Origin of the sequence: Rosistilla carotiformis, assembly GCF_007753095.1 — a bacterium.
Classification (GTDB): Bacteria; Planctomycetota; Planctomycetia; order Pirellulales; family Pirellulaceae; genus Rosistilla; species Rosistilla carotiformis.
On record NZ_CP036348.1, the window covers coordinates 7333277 to 7358490 of the forward strand.

The 25214-nt window shown below is 55.5% G+C and carries 18 protein-coding genes; 11 read left to right on the top strand and 7 right to left on the bottom strand.

The features are described from left to right. Window positions 1-2: 2 nt before the first annotated feature. Window positions 3-776 carry a tyrosine-type recombinase/integrase gene (locus tag Poly24_RS26360; protein WP_145102450.1) on the top strand — a complete coding sequence of 258 codons (774 nt, stop codon included), beginning with the start codon at window positions 3-5 and terminating at the stop codon, window positions 774-776. A gap of 619 nt (window positions 777-1395) precedes the next feature. Then, a complete protein-coding gene (locus Poly24_RS26370; protein ID WP_231753364.1) occupies window positions 1396-1920 on the top strand; it encodes a sigma-70 family RNA polymerase sigma factor in 525 nt (174 codons plus the stop codon). A gap of 299 nt (window positions 1921-2219) precedes the next feature. Here Poly24_RS26370 and Poly24_RS26375 read toward each other — a convergent pair whose 3' ends face one another. Then, on the bottom strand, window positions 2220-5573 hold the full coding sequence (locus tag Poly24_RS26375) for a bifunctional serine/threonine-protein kinase/formylglycine-generating enzyme family protein (RefSeq protein ID WP_231753365.1): 3354 nt from the start codon (window positions 5571-5573) through the stop codon (window positions 2220-2222). Between Poly24_RS26375 and Poly24_RS26380 the strand changes: the two genes are divergently transcribed. Continuing rightward, window positions 5548-6240 (top strand): hypothetical protein, encoded by a 693-nt coding sequence (locus Poly24_RS26380; RefSeq protein ID WP_231753366.1) that lies wholly within the window; start codon window positions 5548-5550, stop codon window positions 6238-6240. The two genes, Poly24_RS26375 and Poly24_RS26380, sit on opposite strands and share 26 nt — an antisense overlap. Window positions 6241-6401: 161 nt before the next feature. Further along, entirely contained in the window at window positions 6402-6974 is a 573-nt protein-coding gene (locus tag Poly24_RS26385; RefSeq protein ID WP_145102453.1) for a M48 family metallopeptidase, read from the top strand. A gap of 323 nt (window positions 6975-7297) precedes the next feature. Here Poly24_RS26385 and Poly24_RS26390 read toward each other — a convergent pair whose 3' ends face one another. From Poly24_RS26390 to Poly24_RS27915, 3 genes are read right to left on the bottom strand one after another with little or no spacing between them, the layout of a single operon-like run. Then, on the bottom strand, window positions 7298-7888 hold the full coding sequence (locus Poly24_RS26390; RefSeq protein ID WP_145090892.1) for a hypothetical protein: 591 nt from the start codon (window positions 7886-7888) through the stop codon (window positions 7298-7300). Next, on the bottom strand, window positions 7888-8502 hold the full coding sequence (locus tag Poly24_RS26395) for a hypothetical protein (protein WP_145102454.1): 615 nt from the start codon (window positions 8500-8502) through the stop codon (window positions 7888-7890). Before Poly24_RS26395 ends, Poly24_RS26390 begins: the two co-directional genes overlap by 1 nt. Next, window positions 8481-8846 carry a helix-turn-helix domain-containing protein gene (locus Poly24_RS27915; protein WP_145102455.1) on the bottom strand — a complete coding sequence of 122 codons (366 nt, stop codon included), beginning with the start codon at window positions 8844-8846 and terminating at the stop codon, window positions 8481-8483. Before Poly24_RS27915 ends, Poly24_RS26395 begins: the two co-directional genes overlap by 22 nt. A 1327-nt stretch (window positions 8847-10173) precedes the next feature. Between Poly24_RS27915 and Poly24_RS26405 the strand changes: the two genes are divergently transcribed. From Poly24_RS26405 to Poly24_RS26420, 4 genes are all read left to right on the top strand, one after another. Continuing rightward, the gene (locus Poly24_RS26405) at window positions 10174-11067 is read left to right on the top strand and encodes a hypothetical protein (protein ID WP_145102456.1); all 894 of its coding nucleotides are present in this window, start codon (window positions 10174-10176) and stop codon (window positions 11065-11067) included. 652 nt (window positions 11068-11719) lie between these two features. Continuing rightward, window positions 11720-12418: a hypothetical protein gene (locus Poly24_RS26410; protein WP_197452188.1), complete on the top strand. Its 699-nt coding sequence runs from the start codon at window positions 11720-11722 to the stop codon at window positions 12416-12418. A gap of 214 nt (window positions 12419-12632) precedes the next feature. Further along, window positions 12633-12959, top strand: coding sequence for a hypothetical protein (locus tag Poly24_RS26415; protein WP_145102458.1), 327 nt, complete (start codon window positions 12633-12635; stop codon window positions 12957-12959). 19 nt (window positions 12960-12978) lie between these two features. Further along, a complete protein-coding gene (locus Poly24_RS26420) occupies window positions 12979-14184 on the top strand; it encodes a hypothetical protein (RefSeq protein ID WP_197452189.1) in 1206 nt (401 codons plus the stop codon). Window positions 14185-14595: 411 nt separating this feature from the next. Here the strand turns inward: Poly24_RS26420 and Poly24_RS26425 are convergent, their stop codons facing one another. Continuing rightward, entirely contained in the window at window positions 14596-14901 is a 306-nt protein-coding gene (locus Poly24_RS26425) for a DUF3892 domain-containing protein (protein WP_197452190.1), read from the bottom strand. 362 nt (window positions 14902-15263) lie between these two features. Here Poly24_RS26425 and Poly24_RS26430 point away from each other — a divergent pair, with 362 nt between their 5' ends. Further along, window positions 15264-15818 (top strand): hypothetical protein, encoded by a 555-nt coding sequence (locus Poly24_RS26430; protein ID WP_145102459.1) that lies wholly within the window; start codon window positions 15264-15266, stop codon window positions 15816-15818. A gap of 1078 nt (window positions 15819-16896) precedes the next feature. On the opposite strand, the gene Poly24_RS26435 is transcribed toward Poly24_RS26430, so the two are convergent. Then, window positions 16897-17148, bottom strand: a complete 252-nt coding sequence (locus Poly24_RS26435; RefSeq protein WP_145102460.1) for a hypothetical protein — start codon at window positions 17146-17148, stop codon at window positions 16897-16899. An 866-nt stretch (window positions 17149-18014) separates the two neighbouring features. Between Poly24_RS26435 and Poly24_RS26440 the strand changes: the two genes are divergently transcribed. Both Poly24_RS26440 and Poly24_RS27605 read left to right on the top strand, forming a co-directional pair. Next, window positions 18015-19493: a sulfatase gene (locus tag Poly24_RS26440; RefSeq protein ID WP_145102461.1), complete on the top strand. Its 1479-nt coding sequence runs from the start codon at window positions 18015-18017 to the stop codon at window positions 19491-19493. 1304 nt (window positions 19494-20797) lie between these two features. Then, window positions 20798-22750, top strand: coding sequence for a BPSS1187 family protein (locus Poly24_RS27605; RefSeq protein ID WP_231753367.1), 1953 nt, complete (start codon window positions 20798-20800; stop codon window positions 22748-22750). A 99-nt stretch (window positions 22751-22849) separates the two neighbouring features. Here Poly24_RS27605 and Poly24_RS26455 read toward each other — a convergent pair whose 3' ends face one another. After that, complete coding sequence (locus Poly24_RS26455; RefSeq protein ID WP_231753368.1) at window positions 22850-24106, bottom strand: M14-type cytosolic carboxypeptidase; 1257 nt, start codon at window positions 24104-24106, stop codon at window positions 22850-22852. Between the last annotated feature and the right edge of the window lie 1108 nt (window positions 24107-25214).

A 25214-nucleotide genomic window follows, 5' to 3' on the forward strand; every position in this document is an offset into this window, starting at 1 on the left:
GTTTGAGTGCCGACGAGTTTACGCGTCTTGTGCGAGCTGCCGAAACCGGGAACGTCGTCGAAGGGCTCAGCGGGGCCGATCGCGCGATGCTCTACATCCTTGCCGCATGGACAGGCTACCGCCGCAAAGAACTCAGTTCACTGACAGATGCAAGTTTTGATTTGGACGGGACACCGCCAGTGGTTTCGATCCACGCTCGCAACAGCAAACGCAGGAAGCGCGATTGCGTTCCGCTGCACGAAGAAGTCGCCAAACGGTTCGTGTCCTGGCGTAGCCAGAAGGAAATCGCCAAAGGGGCTTGCCTGTTCACCCTGTCGACGCCTGCAGGCTACCCGCGAAAAACCGCCAAGATGATGAAACGAGACCTGGCCGTAGCGCGTGCACGCTGGGTCGATGAAGGCGAAACCGACCAAGAAAAGGAGCGTCGATCCGACTCCAATTTCCTGACCTACCAAGATGCCGACGGAGCCTTTGCAGACTTCCATAGCAATCGCCATACGTTCGTAACGAACCTGGCACTTTCGGCCACTAATCCAAAGATCGCTCAGTCGCTTGCCCGGCATTCCGATGTAAATCTGACAATGAACGTTTACAGCCACGTTCAAATGGAACAGAAGGCAGCGGCAGTTGGTCGGTTGGCTGCCCCACCGTCGCTAGAGGTGCGTTGCGAGTCCGATTCTCTTGCACTCAGGCTTGCACAAGATTCTGTCTCAGGCGGGCACGGTTCGCTGCATGAACACTGCGAAGCACGGCAGCTATCGCATCTGATCCGTTAGAAACGCCCGTGGGGATAGACAAACGATGCAGCATATAAAAGATAGCAGGGGTACTCGCTCGGCGAGGCCATCGAACGCGGCCAAGCCGAGACGAGGCCGATCGATTTACGCAAGTCACCGAGAGTGTTCCAAACCCATTCCCATCTCGATCCGAGTGTGTTCGACACTGGTCCAGCGATTCAGAACGAAGTGACGCAACCTACATTCGCCCAGGATCGCCGGTTGAGTAGCGGAGGAAGGGGCCGCACGCATAGGAGCAGTACGAAGGATGATGAAACCGCAGCAAGCGATCGGTAACTCATCATAGCATTTTTTAAACGTACTCGTCACGCAAGTTTGTCAACAAACAAAACGAAGGGCTAATAGAGGATTAAGCTATCGCCGCAGTTCGTGCTTTACTGGCCGGTATGTGGCACGATATAGTGAGGAGTTGCGGATTGCAGCGGCGAGGGCTCGATGTCGCATCTCATTAAGCCAGTGAATGTCATAGCGACTTTCGTATTTCATCGACGCGATTTTTGCCATCACAAAGATAAACCATGCTCCTATGACCAACACGACATCTGTTAGTTTGCTGGAACGGCTTGCACGCGGCGGCGAGGATTCGGATTGGCGGCGATTGCTGACGTTGTACCGTCCGTTGATTCAAAAGCTCGTTGCCACTTATCCTGATCTGAAAGATCAAGCCGACGACATCGCGCAGGATGTCTCGCTGGTGTTAATGCGCGAACTACCCGTGTTTCAGCGTCAACGCAAAGGTTCGTTTCGCGCGTGGCTGCGCATTGTGATCGTCAACCGTTTGCGCACGGCTGTACGCGAACACAGGCGTGGTCCGCAAGCATTAGGTCAAGCGTCTGACATCGGACAACGAATCGAAGAGTTCGCCGATCCGAACAGCGTTGCGGCAAGCCAATGGGATCTCGAACACGATCGACTCGTGATGCTGCATATCCTGGAGATTATCAGCCATGAGTTTGAAGCGAAGACATGGCTAGCGTTTCAGCGGTATGCCTTGAACAACGAGCCGTTAGCGAAGGTAGCGGTCGATCTAGCACTTTCCCCCAATGCGATCATGTTGGCCAAATCTCGCATCCTCCGGCGCGCCCGTCTCGAAGCGCGTGGCATCATCGACGAATTCACATAGTGTAGACCTGTGTTTCCAAATCACATCGGAGTCCAACAAGGGTTTTCCGATGATCGCTGTAGTCGGTTGCCGGAAACCTTTGCACACAACTTCATCGATTTCGTGCGCCGGGATCGTGAATACCGGTATCGTCATATTTACATCAAGTAAAACTGGTTCAAACGGGGCAAGCGCACTGATATCGCCAAACTGAATAAAACGCGACGCCTTCCGTTACGGCAACCTCGTCACTACGGGTATCGCCTACGTTCCACTGTGCGCGCGATCTCAGCTTCGATTGCATCCCTGTTTGCTCAGCGTTACCGACCTTCGGCAACGCGGAAGCCCAGGTCCGTATCCCGGTAGTCCGGCTTATTATTCCAACGTTCCCCCGACCGGGAGGACTGGACGTCGCGGCACCAGCTCCCGCCGCGGTTCACGCGGTCCGAGCCTGAATATGGTCCCTGAGGATCCGTCACGTTTCCATTTAAGTACTTTCCATAATAGTCCGAACACCACTCCCAGGCATTGCCATGCATATCAAAAAGCCCATAACCGTTTGCGGGTTTCAGCCCAACTTCATGTGCGTATGGCTCCAACTTTGCGTTTCCTCCGCCATTAAGTCCACCCCACCAGCCGTAGTCACTCAATTGCGACCCGTCGTCACCAAAACTGTATGCCGTCGTCGTCCCTGCTCGGCACGCATACTCCCATTCCGCCTCGGTCGGCAATCGATATGCCTTGTTCTCTTTGGCACTCAACCGTTTGCAGAACTCCACCGCGTCTTCCCAACTCACATACGTCGCCGCATAGTTCGCACCTTCCTTTAAATAGGCTAGTCCGGTCCACGGCGACGTTCCCATCAATGACTGCCATTGCGATTGCGTAACCTCCGTAGTCGCAAGATAAAAATCTTTGGTCAGTGTCACATGATGTTGGTTATCATAGAAGGGATTTTGACCTGCTTCGGTTTCTGGCGCACCCATGATGAACGTCCCGGCTGGTATCAAAACAAACTTCATACCTAGGCTGTTGGTGAAGCTGTCATTCACGGCAACGCGGAAGCCCTCACAGAAGTCCCGGCTCCGGCTGTCGGGCACACCGCTGGAACGGCTCGCCGACCGGCAGGTCTTGGCGTTAAACCACCAGCCCCCGCCGCGGCTCACGCGGCCACGGCCGGCGTCAGGACCAATCGGATCCACAGTACTTTCAGTCGAATAATTTCCATACCAATCCCAACACCACTCCCAAACATTGCCGTGCATTTGGTGCAATCCAAATCGATTGCCGGGAAGCGCATCGACCTCAATTGTCTGTTGCCGAATCGTTCCAGTGCTCGCACCATAGTACGGATCGTAGTTTACCTGCTGCTGTGTAATGTTCGAACCAAAACTGAACGGAGTCGTCTCCCCAGCGCGGCAGGCGTACTCCCATTCCGCCTCCGTTGGCAAACGATAACCGTTTGCTCCCGGTTGGATCGTTACCGTCGCGTTTTTGATGCTTTGTTCGTCCTTCTCCACCTCCGTAATCGAGTAGTACGGGGTGCGACCGTCGCGATCACTCAACTGATTGCAAAACCAAGCCGCGTCAACCCAACAGACCGTCTCGACCGGCAGTCGCTTTCCTTTGAAGTGGCTGGGATTGAAACCCATCACCTTCTCGTACTCGTCCTGCGTCACTTCATATTTGCCCAGGAAAAAGTCTTGGCTCAACGTCACTTGATGCAGCGTTTCATCTGTATTACGTTCGGGTTCATCGTCCGGCGATCCCATCGTGAATGTCCCTTTACGGACCCGCACGAATTCCATCCCGGTGGATCGACTTGTAAATGCGTCAGCACGCATCGGACTTGAAGAGGGTGATGGAACGACGGGCGCGATGATCGGCTTTGAAGGTGGTGATACAGACGGCGTGTTTGCAACCGACGGAGAAGGTGTTGGCGGTTCCGCTCGCACGACAAGTTGTGTGTTTTCCCCTGACGAAACAGTCACCGTGGTTCCTTCAACTTTGATCCCGCCACGATGCACCTCCACATTGTGTGAACCAGGCTGCACAGCCACCGTGGCGCATTCTCGATTGCCATCCCACGAGACCGTCACCAATTCGCCATCGACCATCACTTCCGCATCCGCTGGCAACTGTTGGAACACAATCGTGCCGTTCGGCGTGCGGATCGAGAGCATCACCACGGCGGCAATGAAACCAAACACGACACAGGCGACCAGGACACCACCCCCGATCTTTTTCCAGGAAACTGGCTTTGGACGTTGCGCGTGAGTCTGGACTAAGGGTTGCACTTGCGGCGATACGACTGGCCGTGGTGTCAAAGGTAATACTTGAGACACCGATTCAAACTGCGTGGCTAGCCGTACCGATGGAACACTGGCGGCAGCAATAACTCTCGCCTCTGTTCCCGCGATATTTGCAGGTACCGGACCTTTGAGTTCTAGGAACGGTGCTAGCGCGGTGCCAACGTCTTTGGGACACTGGAATCGTGTTGAGGGTTCCTTCGCCATCATCTTGGCCACCACGGCCGCTAGTTCCGCAGGGACATCGGTTCGCACAAGGTTCAGCCATTTCGCCTCTTGCGACTGGTGCGCGTGATAGACTTCGTATTGCGTACCGGTAAACGGTGGTTTACCAGCCAGCAAAAAATATAGAGTACAACCGAGCGAATAAATGTCGGCGCGAATATCGACTGTCGCCGCACTGCGCAATTGCTCTGGAGCCATGTACTGCGGTGTGCCCATTCCCATCCCCGTCGATGTTAAAGCAACTTGCGTCTCTGCTTCCATCTGCGATTTGGCTAAACCGAAGTCGAGGATTTTGACCACATGCTTCGCACCGACTTTCGTCAGCATCAGGTTCGCTGGCTTGATATCGCGATGGATCGTTCTCATTTCCATTGCATACTGCAACCCCGCCGCGACTTGACGGATCACGCCACAGGCGGTGTCGATGCGCATCGCACCCTTGGACCGAACAAATTTGTCCAGGTCTTTTCCCTCCACATATTGCATGGCAAAGACCGAAAGAGATGCCAGTTTCATGGCTGAATAGGCAGTGACAATGTTGGGGTGTTGCAATTGTGCAGCGACAGCAATTTCCTGATCAAATCGTTCCCGTGATCCACTTTGCCTCGTCTGGGACTCATTGAGGATTTTCAGCGCTTCCTTACGCCGACCCATATGCAGGTTTTCGGCCAGGTACACGAGACTCATTCCCCCTGCGCCAAGCTGCTCGACGAACCGATACTGCTGCAGTGCGGCCAATTCCGGATGGAGATTCGGGATCGTGCTATCGTCGCTGGACATGTGTTTGGGATCTGCGGCGGTGGATGGGCGGCTGGAACCAGATGAAATCCGATCCACCGACGTGGACTCCATCGCAGAGACGTGCGTGCCGCGCCCCGCGTCCGCCATTTTACGTAGAAACGAATCGGGTTCGATAGCCGCCGCCCGAGCCGCCACTGCGGGATCTTTTTCCAACCATTCCGCCACGCGTGCCGATTCGGTTTCGTCCAACAATCCCAATACGAATCGCCGCAGCGTTTCTTCGGAGAGTTCGGCTTGCGGCTGGTTCACAATGACAATCGACTTAAAGTGCCCAGAGAACTTCCCACGCCCGCAACAACACCAGTGTTTAACTTTGCATCGCCTGATATTATCGGTCAATACGCAGAGTATTACAATCGTCCATGATAGGTTTCATGCCGACAGCGTTTGCGCGCTGAAACATGCTCAATCGAGCGACCAAAACCGTAGTCAATGTCCCGGCCGCGTAACCCAAAGCAGAGTGCATGATCAACGGTCGATGGAGCAACACTCCCAACATGAAACCGACCGCGACAAATCCGATGCCCGATTGCAGGTGAATGTTCAGATCGCGGCGAACCAGATCTCGAATTTGAGTCGCGACGACCGTCGCCGGTTTCTCCCGGACCTGCGGGACAACAACAGAAGGAACCTCAGCCTGCAAATGGTTTTGCGAAATCCGCTTTGCAATGACAGGAAATTCCGCAACTATCAACCTATCTACCGTGTGAGTTTGCGTGAGCATAGTCGAGCACCTTTGAAGGGAAAAATGGGGCTAAATCGCGTTTCCGAAGAAAGAAGGCATTTCAGCACTCTCGACCTGTCAGCATTTCTGAAGATTTCTCGACCCTGCTCGCAAAACGCCACGCATAAATCAATACACCTTAGCCAAATGGACTCATTTTGCAGGCGACCGACGTTGGAGCGTTACGGAATGAATTCGGAACTTTTCGCCCAGGTCGCATCGGTATTAGGACTGTCGGTAAACACTGTTATTCTCGCGAAGTCTCGTGACTTAAAAGATTAACAATTGAAGCGATTGAAGTTTCCATTGGAGAAGAAAAGCGGTTTGGAAAGCAAGTCTTTGACGCCTTCCTGGATCAGCTAAAGAAAGCGAATTTCAACACACGTGAACGTGGGCCAGAGGTCAAATACTTGCTCAGCTTGGTTAAGTCACTGAAGCCATTGATGAAGCAAGCGAAGCGATATGACAGGCTAAACTTAAGACTAATCGAATCTCAAAGTTCTGATGCTTTTGCAATCGCGGGCGGTCACTTGTTGATCACTCGGGGGTTGTTGAAAACTTGCGAGAGCGAGGCGGCTTTGGTCGGCGTATTGGCGCATGAACTCAGTCACTTAGACCGCGGGCATTTGATCATCCCATTGAAGCAATTAAAGCTTGCTCGTCAACCGATTTCTTTCCAAAAGAGTATGATGTGGATCAACTTAGTCACGCGACCGCTTCGCCCCGAACAGGAGCGTGAAGCTGACAGCGATGCAACGGAGTGGATGATGGCGGTTGGCTACTCCCCTCGCGAGTTAGCAAGCCTCCTGAATCGCTGGGACCAGCAGCAACAACAAACGATGCCTTGGATGCAGTTCATACCTGGATTTGTAAAAACGCACCCGAATCCAGGCAAACGATCTCGTGACGTGCTACTCGCCGCAGACAAATTGAAGCTCAAATTTCCTGAAGCAACGTATGTCGGTGCGCAGAATCTACGGCAACTCACACCAAAAGCTAAACCTCAGTTACCATAACACCGTGGATTGGTTGTGGCGATTGAAGCATTTCTAAGGTCTTTGAAAACTGTGCAATTTTTTGGGCTCGCTACGACCGTCAGGTACAATTTGACTTCGGAGCTAAGCTAAACCGCTGAAGTTTGCCAATTCGATTCCTCGTTGCATGTTCGATTAGCGAGTGATGTCGAAATAGGCATTCAGCGCTGCCAAAGTTCCATCTCGTTCCATTCGAGCCCGCACGTTAGTTGCGGACCAATTTCGACAGCGAGAAGCCAGCAGCCGATCGAAACCGGCCACCGGAGGCACTCGGGGGTTATTGGATTAAGTTGCGACGCGCCGGTTCAATCGGTGGCGATCGTAGACTTCAACGCGGCAACGAACGGTTCGCGTTTTTCGTCGGGCAGCTTTGCACGCTGCAGGACCAATCTCAGATAGCCCGCATGTTCCTCGGGCGTCGTTCGATCCCAGCATTCATTGCAGAGATACGTCGCAACGTCCCCTGCAGGCGTCCAAAGGCTATGCCAGTCGGCACCGACCGTCGGCCTCATGCAGCGCAGGCACTTGCACGATCCTTGCTTCACCGCGACAGTGCTGGCAACGGCTTCCGCCTCACCAACCGAATCGATCGATCGGGCTGGGCATCGCCCGCCTGGACACAACTGGGGCGGCTGGAGAATTGGTTGCCGCGGCTGCTGAAAGATTGGTTGCCGCGGCTGGACGGGGGCCGGTCTGACGTTTGGAAAGTAAGGGTTTCGTTGCGGCGATTGGCCGTTGATATCAACGTTCCAACCCGCTCCGTTTACATCGACGTTCCAACCGGGCTGTTGGTGATGATGCGGGTAGGGCTGTTGGGCATCGCATCCGCTCATCACCGGCACCAACGCGGCGACAAGCAAAAAGCAGAGACAGAACAAGTTGCGTTTGGGGTGCATCAGACACTTTCAAAAGCAGGGAATAGGGTAGGCGGTACCGGCGAGAATGTGGTACTGAGCGCGAACCCGTCGTATTGTTTCCAGCGCCGCAGAAACTCGGATCGTTCCACGCGCAGGTAGCGTTCGATGCGGTTGTTGTCGCAGAGGATCGCGTACTCGATTCCGTCCACCGTCGCCCAGCCGCAGAAGTGAACGGCGTGATCCTTGAAGAACCAGATGATCGCGCCGCGTCGGGTGCGGCTTGCCCAGTCGAGGAATGCAGGATCCGCGGTTGTCGTCGCGTTAAATGGAAGTCCCTCGGCTCGGACGGCTCGCTGCATTGATGTTGCCGATTCGCCCCCCGAATGCGTGGCCCGCCATCGCTCGGCCAACTCTAATTGGTTCTGCCAACGCAGGTGGTAGACAAACGACGCGTGGGCACACGAACCGATGCCGAGGCGATTGGTCCAGTTCCATTCCCGCAGATCGACGGGAAGGTTAGCGACCGGGATCTCCGCCGCCGGCGGTGGCACAGGTTGCGTAACGGGAACGGATTCGAGTGATCCGTTGCATCCGGGCAGACACAACAAAATCAGACAGACGCCAAATCCAGCTACGCGACACGTGCCAAGCATACGAGACATTCCGAGGTGGTGACGCGATAGCCACATGAACAGCAGCGGCGCGGTCGGCAAAATGAATACGAGACGACATCGCTGTATCGAGCCACGGTCCGGTGATCACACGCGACTCGGCGCGAGACTTCCCGATGCGAAAGGCCGATCGACAGCAGCTCGCCGATCTTCTGACGTTGCTCGTCGGAAAGACGCCGATTCAGGCGACGTTTCTTGCCCCCCATGCCCCAGAGCTGGAGCATTCGATGGGCGGTCGATTTACTTACTCTAACTGAAGCAGCTGCAGATTCGATCGACGTTCCCGAAGCGACAAGTTGGCGCAGCGACAGAACAAATTCCGGCATCCTTATCCCCCGATAAGCGATGTTTCAACGCAAAGAATCCTACCCGGTCGATTCGGGGCCGGGGAATTTCCCAGCAGGTCCGAAGCGGCGGGAGGCGTGAGTCAAACGTCCGGTAAAAGCTTGTGCAGGCGGGCTCCGGCTCCATCAGCGGAGCCGGGAGTTGCAAACGGGGGGCAACCAGCGAGAATAACCGCTGCTAACGAAGCTGTTCTCACGGAGCAACCAGTGAGAATAAGCCCATAAATCCTATTCTCAGCCGGGCCGACCGGTGAGAAACATAGTTATTTGAGCAAAACCTACCTGAGCGGAAACAATGCTCGACCGACGTCCGAATTTGCCGCTAATCGATTTCGTAATCTCTAACGACGCTTCCACGCACGATATACGGTACCGAACCGTTTGCCACTGCAATCCATTGAGGGACACGGGACTGACCAGACAACGAACTCGACTTTGGTTCTCGGACACCTGGAAACGATCTGCGTTCGATTACTGGAACGCTTGCGATAATCCGGCTATGAACGATCACTTCGTTTACACGTTTCGCGACTCTGCTGCTCGATGCTGGCTCGATGTTTTCGTCACTTCGAAACCGAGATCGCATTCAACCAGATACTCGATTTGCGACAGACAGACGCTTGCGATATCATCGTTCGATCGGTTGCTGGAACTGATCGGCCTCGAAAAACAAAACTCAAATAACCAACGGATGCACCAGAGTGTCGGTGGCCACGGTTGGTGGTAGCTAGACCGTCCAGTGCCGCCACCTGGTGATCCGAAACGTTATTTGAGGCAAACCTACCTGAGCGGAAACAATGCTCGTCCCGCGTCCGCTACTGATAGCCGTTTGATTACGCTATCTCCGACGACGCTTCGACTCACGAAATATGGCAACCAACCGTTTGCCACTGCAATTCATTAAGGGAAACGGGACTGACCAGAGAACCGACTCGCCTTGGGACCTGAACGCCAGGGAACGATCTGCGTGTGCCCACTTGAACGCTTGCGATAATCCGGCAGTGAACGAATGCTTCGCTTACACGTCTGGCGATTCTGCTGTTCGATGCCGGCTAAATCTTCTTTCGTCACTTCAGTCCAAGATCGCATTCAACCAAATACTCGATTTGCGACAGACAGACGCTCGCGATATCATCGTTCGATCGGGTGCTGGAACTGATCGATCTCGAAAAACAAAACTCAAACAACCAACGGATGCATCAGAGTGTCGGTGGCCGCGGTTTGTGGTAGCTAGACCATCCAGTGCCGCCACCTGGTGATCCGAACCGTTATCCCCCTTAATCCAACTCAACCGTAACCTGAACCAGCGATGGCCAACGAAGACGAACTCGAACGCCGAATCCGGAGACTCGAAGCTCTATTCTCCGCGATGTTAATGTCCGACGGCGACCTGTCGTCAAAATCGTACGAACGACTCATCGAACGGCTGCTCCACCGGCCCAAAGAACCTGACATGTTCTACGATGAGCTTTACTTCTTGTTGCGTGAGAATCCGTTTCGCACCCGTGACCGGATGGGTGAACGCATGGACGCGCTCTCGGATTCGCAGACCAAACTTCAGGGGGAACTTCACAACTATCTCGTCGCACAGTCGATGGGCGTTGACCCAAATCTGATTCCACTTCACAGGTTCGTTTCCGTTCAAGTGTATCTCCCGAAGGACGATGCGGAGACGGTCACAAAGCTAAGCGACGCGATACGACAACTCCTCGACGCGTTCGATTTTGAAATCGCAGATGATTTCCCTCCCGAACTCAGCTCATGGTTCAAAAAATGGTTCGCGAAAACAAAGGATGTCGCAACGCAACCGGAAGTTGCCGATCGACTGAAGAAAATCGAACGCGCAATTGAGCTAAAACAACTGCAAGAAACCCAAGCGTCTATAGATGAAAAACAAGCGAAGGCAACTCGTGACATTATGGCGGCGCTTGAAAATACGCCAGATGCTGTCTGCCTCGTCGGGTCAATATTGACCGTAAAGATTTCTGGTAATACTCCACGCGCGTACGTACGCAGCCTGACACCAGAAGAAATGATCTTTCTCAGCAATAATCAACACTTACTCAAGAGCCCCGAGACGATTCTCGAAGCATTGGCGTCCAACGCGCAACAGTGCGAACCCACGACCTTTGACACCACCGGACTGATGAATGACGATCCCCTTAGGCCACGTCTTGGACATGACCCAACCGACGGGGGATAACAAAAAAATGCACCGGAGTCGCGAAGCCGGACGTTTTCAAATGGACAATCACTTGTCGCGACCCGGTGATTTTAGACGTTCGCCGACTGGAATATGATTGTATCCGCAAGATTCTTTGACGTGGTTCGACTGCTTGCGGCGTCCCCTGCGACGACGATTTCAAAGCTGCAACCCATACGCGAGAACGATCGCGAGCCGTTGCTTGCGACCGACAACGCACTTCGCCTGTTGTCCTTACTGACAAATTCGGTTGGTGTGTACGAAGGGGGCGAAGGGTCGGAAACCGTTGCAAATTGGTCGCTGCGAACCGGGCTGCCAAGCTCGTTTCTTGGCGGTGATGCCGCATTCAACCGCGAGCCTCTTGGACATCTCTGGACAGCCTGTCACTTGATCGAAACGTCCGACCGCTATTACCTTCATACCGCACACGGGATTCGATCATCGCGCGAATGGTCGCTCGTTCGTTACCTTGCTGAGCTTACGCTTTCTGCCAATTCGATTGACCTCACATCTGATCTTCCCTCGATTGCTCAGCTTTGGGCAGACTTGGGCGGTGGAACACTCGAGGCTCCTGAACCACGTGGACGCTAACTCAATACATAGGCATCAACGGCGAACCAAGCGATGCACCCAAGTCGCGGAGTCGGCCGCTTTGACAATGGAAAATCTTTCGCCGCGACTGGGTGATCGCGACCGTTCCCCGCTAAACCCAAAACTGGAGATGCTGCAACAAATGGCTGGCTACTTCATCTATACGCTTGAGGGGAGTGCTTTTTCGCAACTCACAACCAGTCCAACTGACGACCAAGCGATGGCTATCGCCAAGTATTTGCAAGAATCAGTCGGAGATTCCGAGGCCTTTCCAAGCGATCTCTCAAAACTTGCAGACGCTATCAAGACTAGGCTTTCGTCGCCCGATTGGTACGCCGATCTCGACGAAGATGACGCCGAGATCTGGGATAAATTCGTTTTTTCACTACGCGATGACGTCGGTAAGGCCGTTGGCATTGGCTTCGAATGCACAGACTATGAAAGCGTCTACTGGGACTGTGCTGAGGAATGTGTTGCTCAAGGCGCAGATATGTTCAAAGAGCCCGAGTTTGGCTCCAGTGGATTTCGTTTCCACGGTGAACTTGCTCACGAATACGGTTACCACCGCATCTACAGCATTTTCGATCCTGAGACTGTCAAGCGACTTGCAGAGCAACTATCGACGGTGCAAGCACACTTTGCGAACCTACCTGATGACGGTGAGGGTTGCGTGCGAGAGCAGTTCTTTGACGGTTTACTAAAACCCATTGGTGATGCGGTTGCTCGCGGTCGGTACATCTTCATCCAGACCGATACCTGATCCACTCAGGCGACGGGGAACAATGCGGTGAACGGGAGCCGCCGATGACGCGGGTTTTGAAATCATAGTCTTTTGGCGGCGGCCCCGTTACCGCTGCCGTTCGTCAGGCTGAGGCGAGTCGCCTGGAAATGGCAAATGCAAACAATCAGCACTACCATGGACACTTCTCGCTCGTAGGCGTCCGACAATTAGTCCCGTAATTCAGGGTATCACGATGCAAAATGAAGACTTGGCTAAAACTGTCGCTGACCTCAAACGGCGCATCCAGAATCTGGAGTTGTTTGCGCTGGCCGTCCTGATTGGGGCGGGGGCATACGTTACCGCCGCCGCTGATTCCTGGTTCGCCATCAACAGTGGTCAATCGATCGTCTTTGGAGTTGCGTTTACGTTTTGTTTGCTTGTTCTCTTTTTGCGGCACCACATCGCCGAACTGCTATCGCGCGCAGGACTCAACGAACGCGTTACAAACCTCCTGTTGGGTGGCGCATCGGTCGTGGGAATGGCATATCTGTTGCCTGCTCTGATCACTACATTGCAATAATGGAAAATGCTGACCAACCATGCGATGCAAAGGAGCCGGGCTTACATGGTTTCTCGAATGGATCGTCAACACTCCCGGCCCGCTGATCGCGGACGTTCTGCCTAACAACACAGTTGCGCTATTCGAACTGAATAAAACGAGCCAACTCCACATGAATCGAAACGAGTTCCTCAGGGGTTCCGCGGGTATCATCGGCGGGCTGAGCATTCCCGGTATCTGGGGAGCTACCATCCGTGCCGCAGAAACACCGTCGGCCAAAACCATTGCCTTGGACGATTCCTATCTCATTAAGGGCCTAAATGCACTTGCCAGGGCCCACCGGATGAGCGCGATGGCTGGTCATCTTGGGGCCTCCCTGTTGGCCGGATACTTCATAGGGAGGCAGCGTACGGATCTCGCTCCCGAAGTTTACAAGGGAATCGAAGGCGATCTCGATCGGGTGATAGCCGGCGAGTCGGTGTTCGGGTCGAAGATGAAGAAGAATTCGAAGATCATGGATTCAGAGCTGTTTGAAGACTTTCCGAAGGAGCCCCCAAAGGATAGCCTGATCGACGGTATCGCCGAGGCGCTCGAGAAGAACATCAGGACGCCACGCGAGTCCGGGCACAACGTGATTTTCGCCTCCATCGCCATTCACGCGCTCAAGGAATGCCCGGATTTTGCGACCCCGTCGATCATCGACGGTATCCGCAAGCTAGTTGGACTTTTCGACAACTCCCACCCTGGAAGCGGCTATTACGGAAAGGCAAAGGGTCGAATCACAGGGAACAAGGTCACGCTTCCGGAGGTCGATGACGGTGCGCCGCCCTACAAAGATGTGAAGGGAATGGTCGAGGCCGTGCTCGATGAGATCGTCAACCAGGATTCGAAGGTCCACCGCCAGGGTTATGGTGGCCTCGTACACATCAATAACCACGCTGCCGCTATCACTAACCTCGCGGAGTACGGCTATCCCGAACTCGTGCCCGCAGCGATCGCGTCGCATTACCAACACCTCCGTTTATGGCGAAACTTGCCAAACGTAGCCGATGAATTCGGTCCACAGCCTTTTTCAGAGTTTAGCCCTTACACCTCCGCCTACTGGATCTCCGGCAAGGCACCGTACGACCGCGCGTTGCTCACGCACCGTGTGAAAACCATGTTCGGTTTCGACGAGCTGACGGAAGCCAGCGACGACGATCGGATGAAAAAGCGGGCTTACGACAAGCTGCGCTACATGATGTAGATCGCTATTGCGTTTTGGATAGAGATTCACAAGCAGACAGAACAATGACATGTACAGGAGGACGGCTTGCGCCGATTGCTGCAATGGATGATCAACTCTCCGTTCCCCGTGATGTCTGACGTTATCTGAATGAATTCGACTCGCCCGGCACGCCATTGGGTGTTTTTTAACGCTGCGAATCGTAGTCGGCAGCTCGACGCCCGTAGGATTTCCGGATGAGACCAGCGAGGGGCCCCCCCCTCAAAAAACTCCGGAAAAATACGTGCGCTGGCGGTCGGTCTACCGAAACCGGGCCGCGCCACAATCTGACCCTCCCCCCGTCAAGCACCGCCCTTGCCTCATGGTTCCTGCCTGACGTATTGTTAGTCTTCTCGCAGCGGCATGAGTTTGAAACCTCGCCGCGATATCCAGTCATGAACCCACCGTATCGCGATTGCAATCGGGAAGACTGAGAAGGTGACTGACGGTGTCGCTGTCAGCCTGCGTCTTCAAGTACTTCACACCCGCCGCGTCAACGGCGACGACAACCCAAATAGCGAGCCCATTAATCAAGACGAAAAAACGGCATTTCCCACATTCAATGTCACGAATCGCCTCTTCAACTGGCACGTACCAGCGAGCACTGGTTTCACTGGTGCCTCCGACGTGAGAGATCCGTAGATGCGGCTTCATCTGCTCCGACTTAACGATAAACTTGATCCGAATACTCGTGGTCATTCCTGCCCCCCCTCAAATAGTGATGTGGTGACGAGAGCATACCGCCGCACCTCCCCATGCAGGAACACCAATTGACCACAAAGGCGGGAACCCACCAGCGAGCTGAGACACTAAACTCCCCTGCACTATTGCATCCATCTGCTGCGCTGCACACTTCATTCGCAGCGAAGTTCAGCTGCAGGATGTGAACCGACACCAGAACATCTCAGCTCACCTTAGATGACCGGCAAAGAGCGACGGGACACGGAATCCGGATCGAATGCCGCACTCGATTTGCTCAGCTTCCACTATCCGCCTCGACAGACGCGGGCCTTTCCCACGATGCACCTGCGAGGAAAATCCGTTCCGCTAGCCGGATGTCGATGCCTTCGCACGTCTTCATTCCACCGACGGTGTGCCGCCATTGGTGCCAGCGTTCTTCGTGGGACGCGTCCCAGCCGTCAATCGCATCGGCCATTTGGTTTGCCGCAGCAATCCGTTCCATAGTAGCGGCAATTCCATTGGCAGCCGATTTACCGGCGTGGCGAAAGCTACGCGAGGCGTTTTGTATTCGATTACCCATTTTCAATCCTTATGCTCAACGTGACTCGGTGATCGCAACCTATAGCATGTCCCATTCGACAGGTGGAAAGCCGTCGCAGTGCGTGACAAGTTCGATCCGCTTTGCGTCAAACGTAGAAGTTTCGGCAGGCTTTCCTTCGTGCACAGATCCCGGCTGGATCGTGATGCGTCGGCAGCCGTCCAAACAATCGGCGATCGCGACGATGCGCCCGGTGCATCCGGTGCATCCGGTGCATCCGGTGCATCCGGTGCATCCGGTGCATCTTAGCTGCCGACGCATAATAAGCGATGCAGGTTTCCGTCATGTTTTAGAAACGGGCAACCTCATGTCGAATCCCGGGGCCAAGTTTTGGTAGACATTTCGAAGCTCTTAGGTCATCCGATTTTGTCGACCCACTAATCGACCCACTAATAAGAAAAAAACACGCGAAATTGAGGTGAGGTAAAAGTTAGGTGCAAAAGAAAACCCCGTAAAAAACGGGGTTTTGGTGAGTATCCGGAACGCGAAAGGAAAGCTCGGACTGTCTACGGAACCGAAGGTTAGTGGTTCAAATCCACTGGGGTGTACTTTGCTTAAAGCCAGCAACGGTTATCTCTTGCTCGCTTTTTTTGTGCCCCGACCGGGAGCTTCTCCGCAGCAAACCAACCTCCAAATTGTTCTGCCAAATGCCAATCGCCGTTTCGGTCTCTGCAGAAAAAGCTACCGCCAGAAAGAGAATGCCGTGAGCCGTCACGGTAGTCGTTCTGATCGGCACGTGCAGAGGAGTGGCAGAATGATGCGGGCAGAATGATTTGGTTGGAGATTTTGAAATCGAACAGGAGTGCGTTTCATAAATGAAACCACTCGCGATGCGCTCTCAATCATTCTGCCAAAAGCCAATTGCCGTTTCGATCTCTGCAGATCGAGCGACCGCCAGCAAAAGAATGCCGTGAGACGTCGCGGTGGCCGTTCTGATCGGCACGTGCAGAGGAGTGGCAGAATGATGGGGGCAGAATGATCTGGTTGGTGGTTTTTGATTCAAACAGGATTGCGTTTCATAATTGAAACCACTCGCGCTGCTCTCTCAATCATTCTGCCCTGATCATTCTGCCCTGATCATTCTGCCCTGATCATTCTGCCCTGATCATTCTGCCAAATGCCAATTGCCGTTTCGGTCTTGGCAGATAAAGCGACCGCGTAGCAAAAGAGTGACGTGAGCCGTCACGGTAGTCGTTCTGCTCGGCACGTGCAGAGGGGTGGCAGAATGATGGGGGCAGAATGATTTGGTTGGAGTTTTTTAATTCAAGCAGGAATGCGTTTCATAATTGAAACCACTCGCGCTGCGCTCTCAATCATTCTGCCCTGATCATTCTGCCAAATATCAAACGCCGTTTCGGTCGTTGCGTTTCGCAGGATGTTGCTGTGTGCCTCGTCTTTGATGACACCGGCGAAAGTCATTGCTGTCGCTGCAACGCTTGAAGGTTGCGTCGCTGAGATTCCTCCAACGTCATGCCTTCCCCTTCAATCCCGCGATCGATCGAAGCAATCGCATTTTGCTGTTGCAGCGCGGCCATCGCCCGTCGGTGCGTCTGCTCATCGATCAGGAAATAAACTTTCTGATTCGATGGATCGACGACAGGCAGTGGTTGATCACCTGCGGCGTGTAATGCGTCGGTGATGTCCGATGAAAGCTGTTTGGGTGTCATGCGATTATTCTAACCGCAAACCAGTCCAGCGCAAAACAATCGCCCAATCGCTCAGGGTAATTACGAGTTGGTGCTTCGGCGATTTAGCCTGCACACGCTAGCGCGGCGTCGTCCAAAGCGAACCAAACACCAACGCGTACCCAGCTGATGCGCCAATTCAAAACAGTGACTTGCCCTTTGCTCTGCCGTTGTTTTGGTGCAGATTATTCGCAAGGTTGGTGTGCGTGATCCCGAAGGGATGCAAGAAGGTAGCCGGAGGTCGTCGCGCAGCGGCGTACCTCCGGAACCTGAGGACCGAACGCGCGGCGCTCCCGGAGGGAGCGCAGATGAATACTTGGCCACAGAGGACTCAGAGGCCACCGAGAGTTGCAGCAAACGGAAAGACAGGTGGGCTCGTTGTGGTGTCTTGTTTTCCGTTCTGTTTGTGAATCGATAATATCATTCGCGGTGTTGGCGTGATTCGCGGGCCGGGTTTGAGACGTGGAGTCCTGTCGTCGCTCCGCGACTTTGGGTTGTAGTGGGAGGCCCGTTACCTGGGACTTGCGTCCCCAGGCTTTATCCTGCCATGGCTTCGCCATTTTGCGATTCGCGGGCCGGGTTTGGACGTTGTGGATGTGCGCCCCCGTTGGGGGCGGCGATCGATTTTTGTGGATGTTTCCGGTGGTGTTCGCTGCGCTCAGACCACCGGCTACCGTTTGGGATCCCGTCGGGATCCGGTGGGGGCGAGCGATTCGTCCGTTTCGGCTGAAGCCTCGACTCCAGCGCTGTTTTGGTATTGGAGGAATTCGTTTTGGGGAATCGGGCGATGTACAATCTCCTCTGTTCCTGGTTCCTCTCGAAATAGAAATCATCTTATGGCGGTAACGATGCAGCTTTTGAAATTTGTGGTTCGCGATTCGCTCGCGCTGTTGGTTCTTGTCTCGATGTTCGCCAGCTTTGGTGGGTTCGCTCGCGCTGCCGACGACGCTCGACTTCCCAACGTTGTCGTCTTTCTTGTCGATGACTTGGGCTACATGGATATCGGAGCGAACAACCCGGACTGTTTTTATGAGACGCCGAACATCGACGCTCTGTCGAATACCGCGATGCGTTTCACCGATGGGTACGCCGCCAATCCGGTCTGCTCACCCACGCGCTACAGTTTGATGACGGGCAAATACCCGTCGCGCGTCGATGCCACCAATTTCTTCTCCGGCAAGCGAAGCGGCACCTTTGAACCGGCTCCGTTAAACGACAACATGCCGCTGGAAGAAGTGACGGTCGCCGAGGCGCTGAAGACCAAGGGCTATGCAACTTTCTTTGCCGGGAAGTGGCATCTGGGGGAATCCGAAGAGTATTACCCTCAGAACCAAGGCTTCGACGTCAATGTGGGAGGGCACAGCAAAGGCGGCCCCTACACGGGTAAGAAGTATTTTGCACCGTTCAAGAATCCGCAGATGGCGGTGGAGAGTCCCGATGGGGACCATCTGCCCGACCGGTTGGCTCGCGACACCGCACGCTTCATCGATGCTCACAAGACGGGGCCCTTTTTCGCCTACCTGTCGTTCTATTCGGTTCACACGCCGCTGATAGGGCGCCCCGATCTTATCGCCAAATACAAAGCGAAGGCAGCGCAGATCAACGGACAGGAGTTTGGTGACGAAGAGCAGGTCTTTGGCGATCAGCCGCGGAAGGTGCGGATCTTGCAGAAGCATGCGGTCTATGCCGCGATGGTCGAGGCGATGGACGAAGCGGTTGGCAAAGTGCTGGCGCAGCTCGAAGCGTCGGGCGTGGCCGACAATACGATCGTGATCTTCACGTCGGACAACGGTGGCCTGTCGACTAGCGAAGGTTCGCCGACCAGCAACCTGCCGCTGCGTGGCGGGAAGGGTTGGGTGTACGAGGGAGGGATTCGCGAGCCGTGGATCGTTCGCTATCCCGGGGTGACGCAGCCCGGTTCGGTCTGTAACCAGCCGATCTGTTCGATCGATCTGTTTCCCACCGTCGCAGCTGCCGCAGGGGTCGAGTACCAACACGCGGTCGATGGAGTCGATCTGATGCCGGCACTGCGAGGCGATTCGCTCGATCGCCAATCGCTCTACTGGCACTATCCTCACTACAGCAACCAAGGGGGCATTCCGGCGGGTGCGATTCGCGAAGGGGATTTCAAATTGATCGAACGCTACGAAGATGGCCGCGTTCAACTGTATGATCTCAAGTCGGACAAAGGCGAGCGGAATGATCTGGCTTCCGAAGAGCCCGACCGCGTCGATCAAATGCGCCGTCGGTTGCACGCGTGGTACAAATCGGTCGATGCGAAATTCCTCCAGCAAAAAAAGAACGGCCCCAAACCATGGGCTCCGTGATCTAGTGGATCGCGGGTTCGGTGTCGGTGAATTCTATTGCGAAACCGTTTTCGTTGGTGTTCATCGTGCGGCAGGTGTGCTGGACGCGATGCTCCCGAAGGGATGCAAGAAGGTAGCCGGGAGTCGTCGCGCAGCGGCGCACCTCCGGAATGCGAGGGCCCCGATGCACGATGATCCCGGAGGGATCGCAGATCGATGTTTTTGCCACAGAGAGCTCAGAGGGCACCGAGGGTTGCAGTGGTCTCTGGGTTTATCTCTGTGGGCTCAGTGACCTCTGTGGCAAACGCTTCTTTTGCGAAGGTTGTGCGCCCCCATTCGGGGGCGGCGAACAATTGCATGATCCGAACCGGTGGTGTTCGCTGCGCTCAAACCACCGGCTACCGTTTAGGATCCCGTCGGGATCCGGTGGCCATTTCGACTTGCTGCGGTTATGTCGAAACCGATGCTCCCGAAGGGATGCAAGAAGGTAGCCGGGGGTCGTCGCGCAGCGGCGCACCTCCGGAACGTGAGGCCCCGATGCGCGATGGTCCCGGAGGGATCGCAGATCGATGTTTTTGCCACAGAGGACTCAGAGGCCACCGAGGGTTGGGATGGTCTCTGTTTCTCTCTGTGGACTCGGTGACCTCTGTGGCAAATGATTCTTTTGCGATGAGATGCGCCTCCGTCGGGGGCGGCGTTCGATTGCGCGATCCGTACCGGTGGTGTTCGCTGCGTTCAAACCACTGGCTACCGTATGGGATCCGCTGCGGGATCCGGTGGCCATTTCGACTTGCTGCGGTTATGTCGAAACCGATGCTCCCGAAGGGATGCGAGATGGTAGCCGGAGGTTGTCGCGCAGCGGAGTGCCTCCGGAACGTGAGGGCCCCGAGGCGCGATGGTCCCGGAGGGATCGCAGATCGATGTTTTTGCCACAGAGAGCTCAGAGGGCACGAGGGTTGCAGTGGTCTCTGGGTTTATCTCTGTGGGCTCGGTGACCTCTGTGGCAAATGATTCTTTTGCGATGAGATGCGCCTCCGTCGGGGGCGGCGTTCGATTGCGCGATCCGTACCGGTGGTGTTCGCTGCGCTCAAACCACCGGCTACCGTATGGGATCCGCTGACTCATCGGTTTCGGCTAAAGCCTCGACTCCAACTGTTCGCTGCGCTCAAACCACTGGCTACCTTCTTTGAATCCTTGCGGGATTTCCGTTTCGGCTGAAGCCTCGACTCCAGCAAACGGGGCGTCTCCAATCGGGATCGGTTTGAGTTATCATTGTTGGACCCTGACATCACTCTCCTTTCTCTTACCCCACAGCAGACGACACTATGTTTCGAGCACGCATGTTCTTTTGGCTCTTCGCCCTCACTACGATCGGGTTCGGTGAGTCGGTGGGTGCGGATCCAACGAACGACGATTCGCCCAAGCACGTTCGCATCCTCACGATCGGCAACAGTTTTACGAATAACGCAACGCGTTATCTCGATGAGATCACCGAGGCGGCTGGCCACAAGCTGACTCACAAATCGCTGACGATCGGCGGGTCGCCGCTGGAACTGCACGCGGCGAAAGCACTCGCGTTTGAGAAGGATCGCAGCGATCGATCGGCTTTCTATTCGAAAGGCGAGAGTTTGCAGCAGGCGTTGCAGAGCGAAGACTGGGATTTCGTCACGATCCAACAACTGAGCGTGCGGAGTCATGACGTCGAGACGTATCGTCCGTACGCGGCCCAGTTGGCTGATATCATCCATCGCTACGCGCCGCAGGCGAAGCTGTTGGTGCATCAAACATGGGCTTACCGAAGCGATGATCCTCGCTTTCGTAGTTCGCGTAAATCCAATGGTGGCCCGACAACGCAGCAGGCGATGTACGAAGGGTTGAGCGATGCGTACCGGACGATTGCTGCCGAGCTTTCGGCGAGCCGGATTCCTGTCGGCGATGCGTTTTGGATCGCCGATAACGATCCCAAGTTTGGTTATCGCGCGGCGGAGGACTTCGACGCCGGGAAACTGGAATACCCCGAACTGCCCGCTCAAACGCATTCGCTGCACACCGGATACCGCTGGAACAATCGCGATGGCAAACGGACGCTCGGAATGGATGGCCATCACGCCAACTTGGCGGGTGAATATCTGGGAGCCTGCGTTTGGTTCGAGGGCTTGTTCGCCGAGAGTGCGGTCGGCAACGAGTATGTTCCCGAAAAGCTCGAACCCGAATACGCCGCGTTTTTGCAAACCGTCGCTCACAAGGCGGCTCAGCAAGGTGGCGATGTCGTCCGTGGCATCCCAGCAGAACCGAAGACGGTGAAAGATCCGTCGCCGCAGCGGTATCAGTTTCGCGTTCGCGCCAGCGAGATCGATTCGCGAACCGGGGAATATCCGGCGATCGGTTTTGTTTCGGGTAGCGACGAGAAGCCTGCCGATTTGGAGTTCGCGTCGGTCGACACCCGCGTCGCTCCCAAGGGCAAATTGGCGATCTGGTTGATGGGGCACAACGGCGGACTGTTCGAGCGTTGGAACGAATACGGTATCCATGCGATCGGAGTCAGTTACGCACGGGGATGGTTCGGCAAGCTAGCTCCACCCCAACCTTCGGATGCGTACGCTCGCGGGCGGATTCGGTTGGAAGCGGCCACCGGATTGGATTTCAGCGATGAACTGGATCTGATGCCTCCCGATGGAGCTGCCGAGCGAGCGCGTCAATTGTTGTTGTGGTTGTCCAAGGAGAATCCGCAGGGGAACTGGCAGCAGTTTCTGGCCGATGGTGGATCGCGATTGCGTTGGGACAAGATCATCATGACCGGTGCGTCGCACGGCAGCACCACCGCCGCTCGGTTCGCCAAGCATCAACGCGTCGATCGGGTTGTGATGTTGTGCGGGCCGAGAGACCAGGATCAGGATTGGCAGAGCTTGCCCTCGGCCACTCCCGCCAATCGATTCTTCGGGTTCACTCACGTCCTGGATGGCGGTTGGACCGGCGACCATTATTGTCGCTCTTGGGAGATGTTAGGCATGAATGCGTTTGGCCCGATCGTCGACGTCGATTCCACCACGCCTCCCTACGAGAACTCGCGCAGCTTGATCACCGCAGCGGATGTGGGAGGAGACGCTGGCCGCGCCCATGGCTCGGTCACCCCCGGTCGCTCTTCGCCCAAAAACGAAGACGGCGGATTGAAGTTTGATCCCGTCTGGCGTTATTTGTACACGCACCCCGTCGACGAAGTGGGAGTGGCGACGGAAGAGGATCCCGGTTGCCAACGCGTGCACGTGAAGTACGACTGATCAGCCGCTCCGCGCCGCCACTCGTCTGCGTCGGGCGTTAAACGCGGGCACTTCGGTTGGGAAGCGAGATCGCTTATCGATCGACAGCTGCCCGCGACGCTACGGTTTTTCGGGTTGTTTGGCCAGGAACTGTTGCGTGGCGATGGCGAGGTTTTCGCCGACAGCTTTGTAGCCCGCCTGTGTACTCGCGGGAGAATTCCAGGCCGTTTCCAGGCAGACGCTGACCGTGTGGGGATTGCCGTTCAGGCTGACCCAGTTCTTGCTGATCTGTCGCCACAGCGGGTGGTAATTCGATCCCGTCACCCTCGGCTTGTTGTTCATCGGAATCGAAGGCTCGATGCGACTGATCCGCTGGTAGGCAAGTTCCATGAACTGGTCGGCTGCTTCCACCGCCTGAGGCTTCAACAATTCCCGCGGCGGGACGAAGAAGAAGGTGGGATCTCCGGGGCCTGGGTTGTGGAGATCGATGAACAGATCCATCCGGTTTTGGTCGATCAGCTCGCCCACTTTTTGCTGAGCCGCGAGGATTTCGTTCCAATGAGGCTTGGCCGACCAGTCGCGATTGTGGTCGCGCGGGATCGCGTTTTTACCGCCGTTGCCGGTCGCTGTGTTGTCGATGTCCATGATCGGAACCAGATAGACGTCGGCGTGTTGTCGCAGCCAAGCCGCTTGGCGATCGTCGCCGGCCAACCAATCAGCGAAACCCTCGGCGACCCAGCTGGAACCACTCTCCCAAGCATGCTGCCGGGCTTGGATCCAGACGCCAAAGCGCTGCTCCGCCGTGCGCGTTCCCTCGCGGAAGTGGAGCATCGGAACCGCGCGATCTTCGCGCGATCGGCACAACTGCATCGCTTCGACATGCGGTGAGGCTTCGCTCAATCGAGTCGCAAGTTTTTCCGCGGTCTTGGGTGTGTAAGGCGGTCCCCAGGCGACGTACACCGACGATGTATCGGGGGTGAGTTCATAGGTCATGATCGGTCCGTCGCGCTGCCCCGGATCGGTTTGTCGCCATGTTTTGCCGTCGGTCGAATAGGTCGCTCGCTTTGGCATTGCCCAGGACGCCCCCAGCGGTTTTTGTTTGCCGACGGTGGCTGTCGAGCCACGCAGCTGAAGCGTGATCGTTTGCCCGGGTTGGATACCATCGATGCGAAAGTACCACCAGCAAGGCCAGCCGCGGGCGGGATCTCCGCCGGGCATAAATCGAATGCTGCCAGCCGCCGGATCGATTTCGACCTCTGCAACCGATCCCCCTTCGAAATCAGCAGCGACCGACAGCGGGGCGTCGGCGAAGAGTTGCTCGCCGGCAATCGCAAGCGACAGGAGGGCAAGCGGGACAAGAAGTTGTCGCGGGTTCATCGGTGGGGACTCCATCGTTCTCTCGGCCCATCAGGCCGATGCATTCATCGATTCGTGAAACGCGTAACGATACCATCGGTGAACCCAAGAGTCGAATTGCGGCGGTGAGAGTGTGGGCCTACGGTAATCTCAGCGCGAGGTGATCCCGAAGGGATGCAAGAAGGTAGCCGGAGGTCGTCGCGCAGCGGTGCACCTCCGGAATGCGAGGCCGTTATGCGCGATGGTCCCGGAGGGATCACATATCGATGTTTTGGCCACAGAGGACTCAGAGGTCACCGAGGGTTGGGATGGTCTCTATTTCTCTCTGTGGTCTCGGTGACCTCTGTGGCAAATGATTCTTTTGCGATGAGATGCGCCCCCGTCGGGGGCGGCGTTCGATTGCGTGATCCGGTAAATCGTGAATGTTTTGGCCACAGAGGACTCAGAGGTCAACGAGGGTTGGGATGGTCTCTATTTCTCTCTGTGGTCTCGGTGACCTCTGTGGCAAATGATTCTTTTGCGATGAGATGCGCCCCCGTCGGGGGCGGCGTTCGATTGCGTGATCCGGTAAATCGTGAATGTTTTGCCACAGAGGACTCAGAGGCCACCGAGGGTTGCGGATGGTCTCTATTTCTCTCTGTGGTCTCGGTGACCTCTGTGGCAAATGATTCTTTTGCGATGAGATGCGCCCCCGTCGGGGGCGGCGTTCGATTGCGTGATCCGGTAAATCGTGAATGTTTTGGCCACAGAGGACTCAGAGGTCAACGAGGGTTGGGATGGTCTCTATTTCTCTCTGTGGTCTCGGTGACCTCTGTGGCAAATGATTCTTTTGCGATGAGATGCGCCCCCGTCGGGGGCGGCGTTCGATTGCGTGATCCGGTAAATCGTGAATGTTTTGGCCACAGAGGACTCAGAGGTCAACGAGGGTTGGGATGGTCTCTATTTCTCTCTGTGGTCTCGGTGACCTCTGTGGCAAATGATTCTTTTGCGATGAGATGCGCCCCCGTCGGGGGCGGCGTTCGATTGTGCGATCCGGTAAATCGTGAATGTTTTTGCCACAGAGGATTCAGAGGTCACCGAGGGTTGCGGATGGTCTCTATTTCTCTCTGTGGTCTCGGTGACCTCTGTG

Bases quoted from the DNA above. Each gene is read 5' to 3' on its own strand.
- Poly24_RS26435 (WP_145102460.1), bottom strand. From the start codon at position 17,148: ATGACACCCAAACAGCTTTCATCGGACATCACCGACGCATTACACGCC.
- Poly24_RS26420 (WP_197452189.1), top strand. From the start codon at position 12,979: ATGCGATGCAAAGGAGCCGGGCTTACATGGTTTCTCGAATGGATCGTC.
- Poly24_RS26385 (WP_145102453.1), top strand. From the start codon at position 6,402: ATGAAGCAAGCGAAGCGATATGACAGGCTAAACTTAAGACTAATCGAA.
- Poly24_RS27605 (WP_231753367.1), top strand. From the start codon at position 20,798: ATGTTTCGAGCACGCATGTTCTTTTGGCTCTTCGCCCTCACTACGATC.
- Poly24_RS26405 (WP_145102456.1), top strand. From the start codon at position 10,174: ATGGCCAACGAAGACGAACTCGAACGCCGAATCCGGAGACTCGAAGCT.
- Poly24_RS26440 (WP_145102461.1), top strand. From the start codon at position 18,015: ATGCAGCTTTTGAAATTTGTGGTTCGCGATTCGCTCGCGCTGTTGGTT.
- Poly24_RS26425 (WP_197452190.1), bottom strand. From the start codon at position 14,901: ATGACCACGAGTATTCGGATCAAGTTTATCGTTAAGTCGGAGCAGATG.
- Poly24_RS26455 (WP_231753368.1), bottom strand. From the start codon at position 24,106: ATGAACCCGCGACAACTTCTTGTCCCGCTTGCCCTCCTGTCGCTTGCG.
- Poly24_RS26395 (WP_145102454.1), bottom strand. From the start codon at position 8,502: ATGCTTGGCACGTGTCGCGTAGCTGGATTTGGCGTCTGTCTGATTTTG.
- Poly24_RS27915 (WP_145102455.1), bottom strand. From the start codon at position 8,846: ATGCCGGAATTTGTTCTGTCGCTGCGCCAACTTGTCGCTTCGGGAACG.
- Poly24_RS26390 (WP_145090892.1), bottom strand. From the start codon at position 7,888: ATGCACCCCAAACGCAACTTGTTCTGTCTCTGCTTTTTGCTTGTCGCC.
- Poly24_RS26430 (WP_145102459.1), top strand. From the start codon at position 15,264: ATGCCTTCGCACGTCTTCATTCCACCGACGGTGTGCCGCCATTGGTGC.
- Poly24_RS26415 (WP_145102458.1), top strand. From the start codon at position 12,633: ATGCAAAATGAAGACTTGGCTAAAACTGTCGCTGACCTCAAACGGCGC.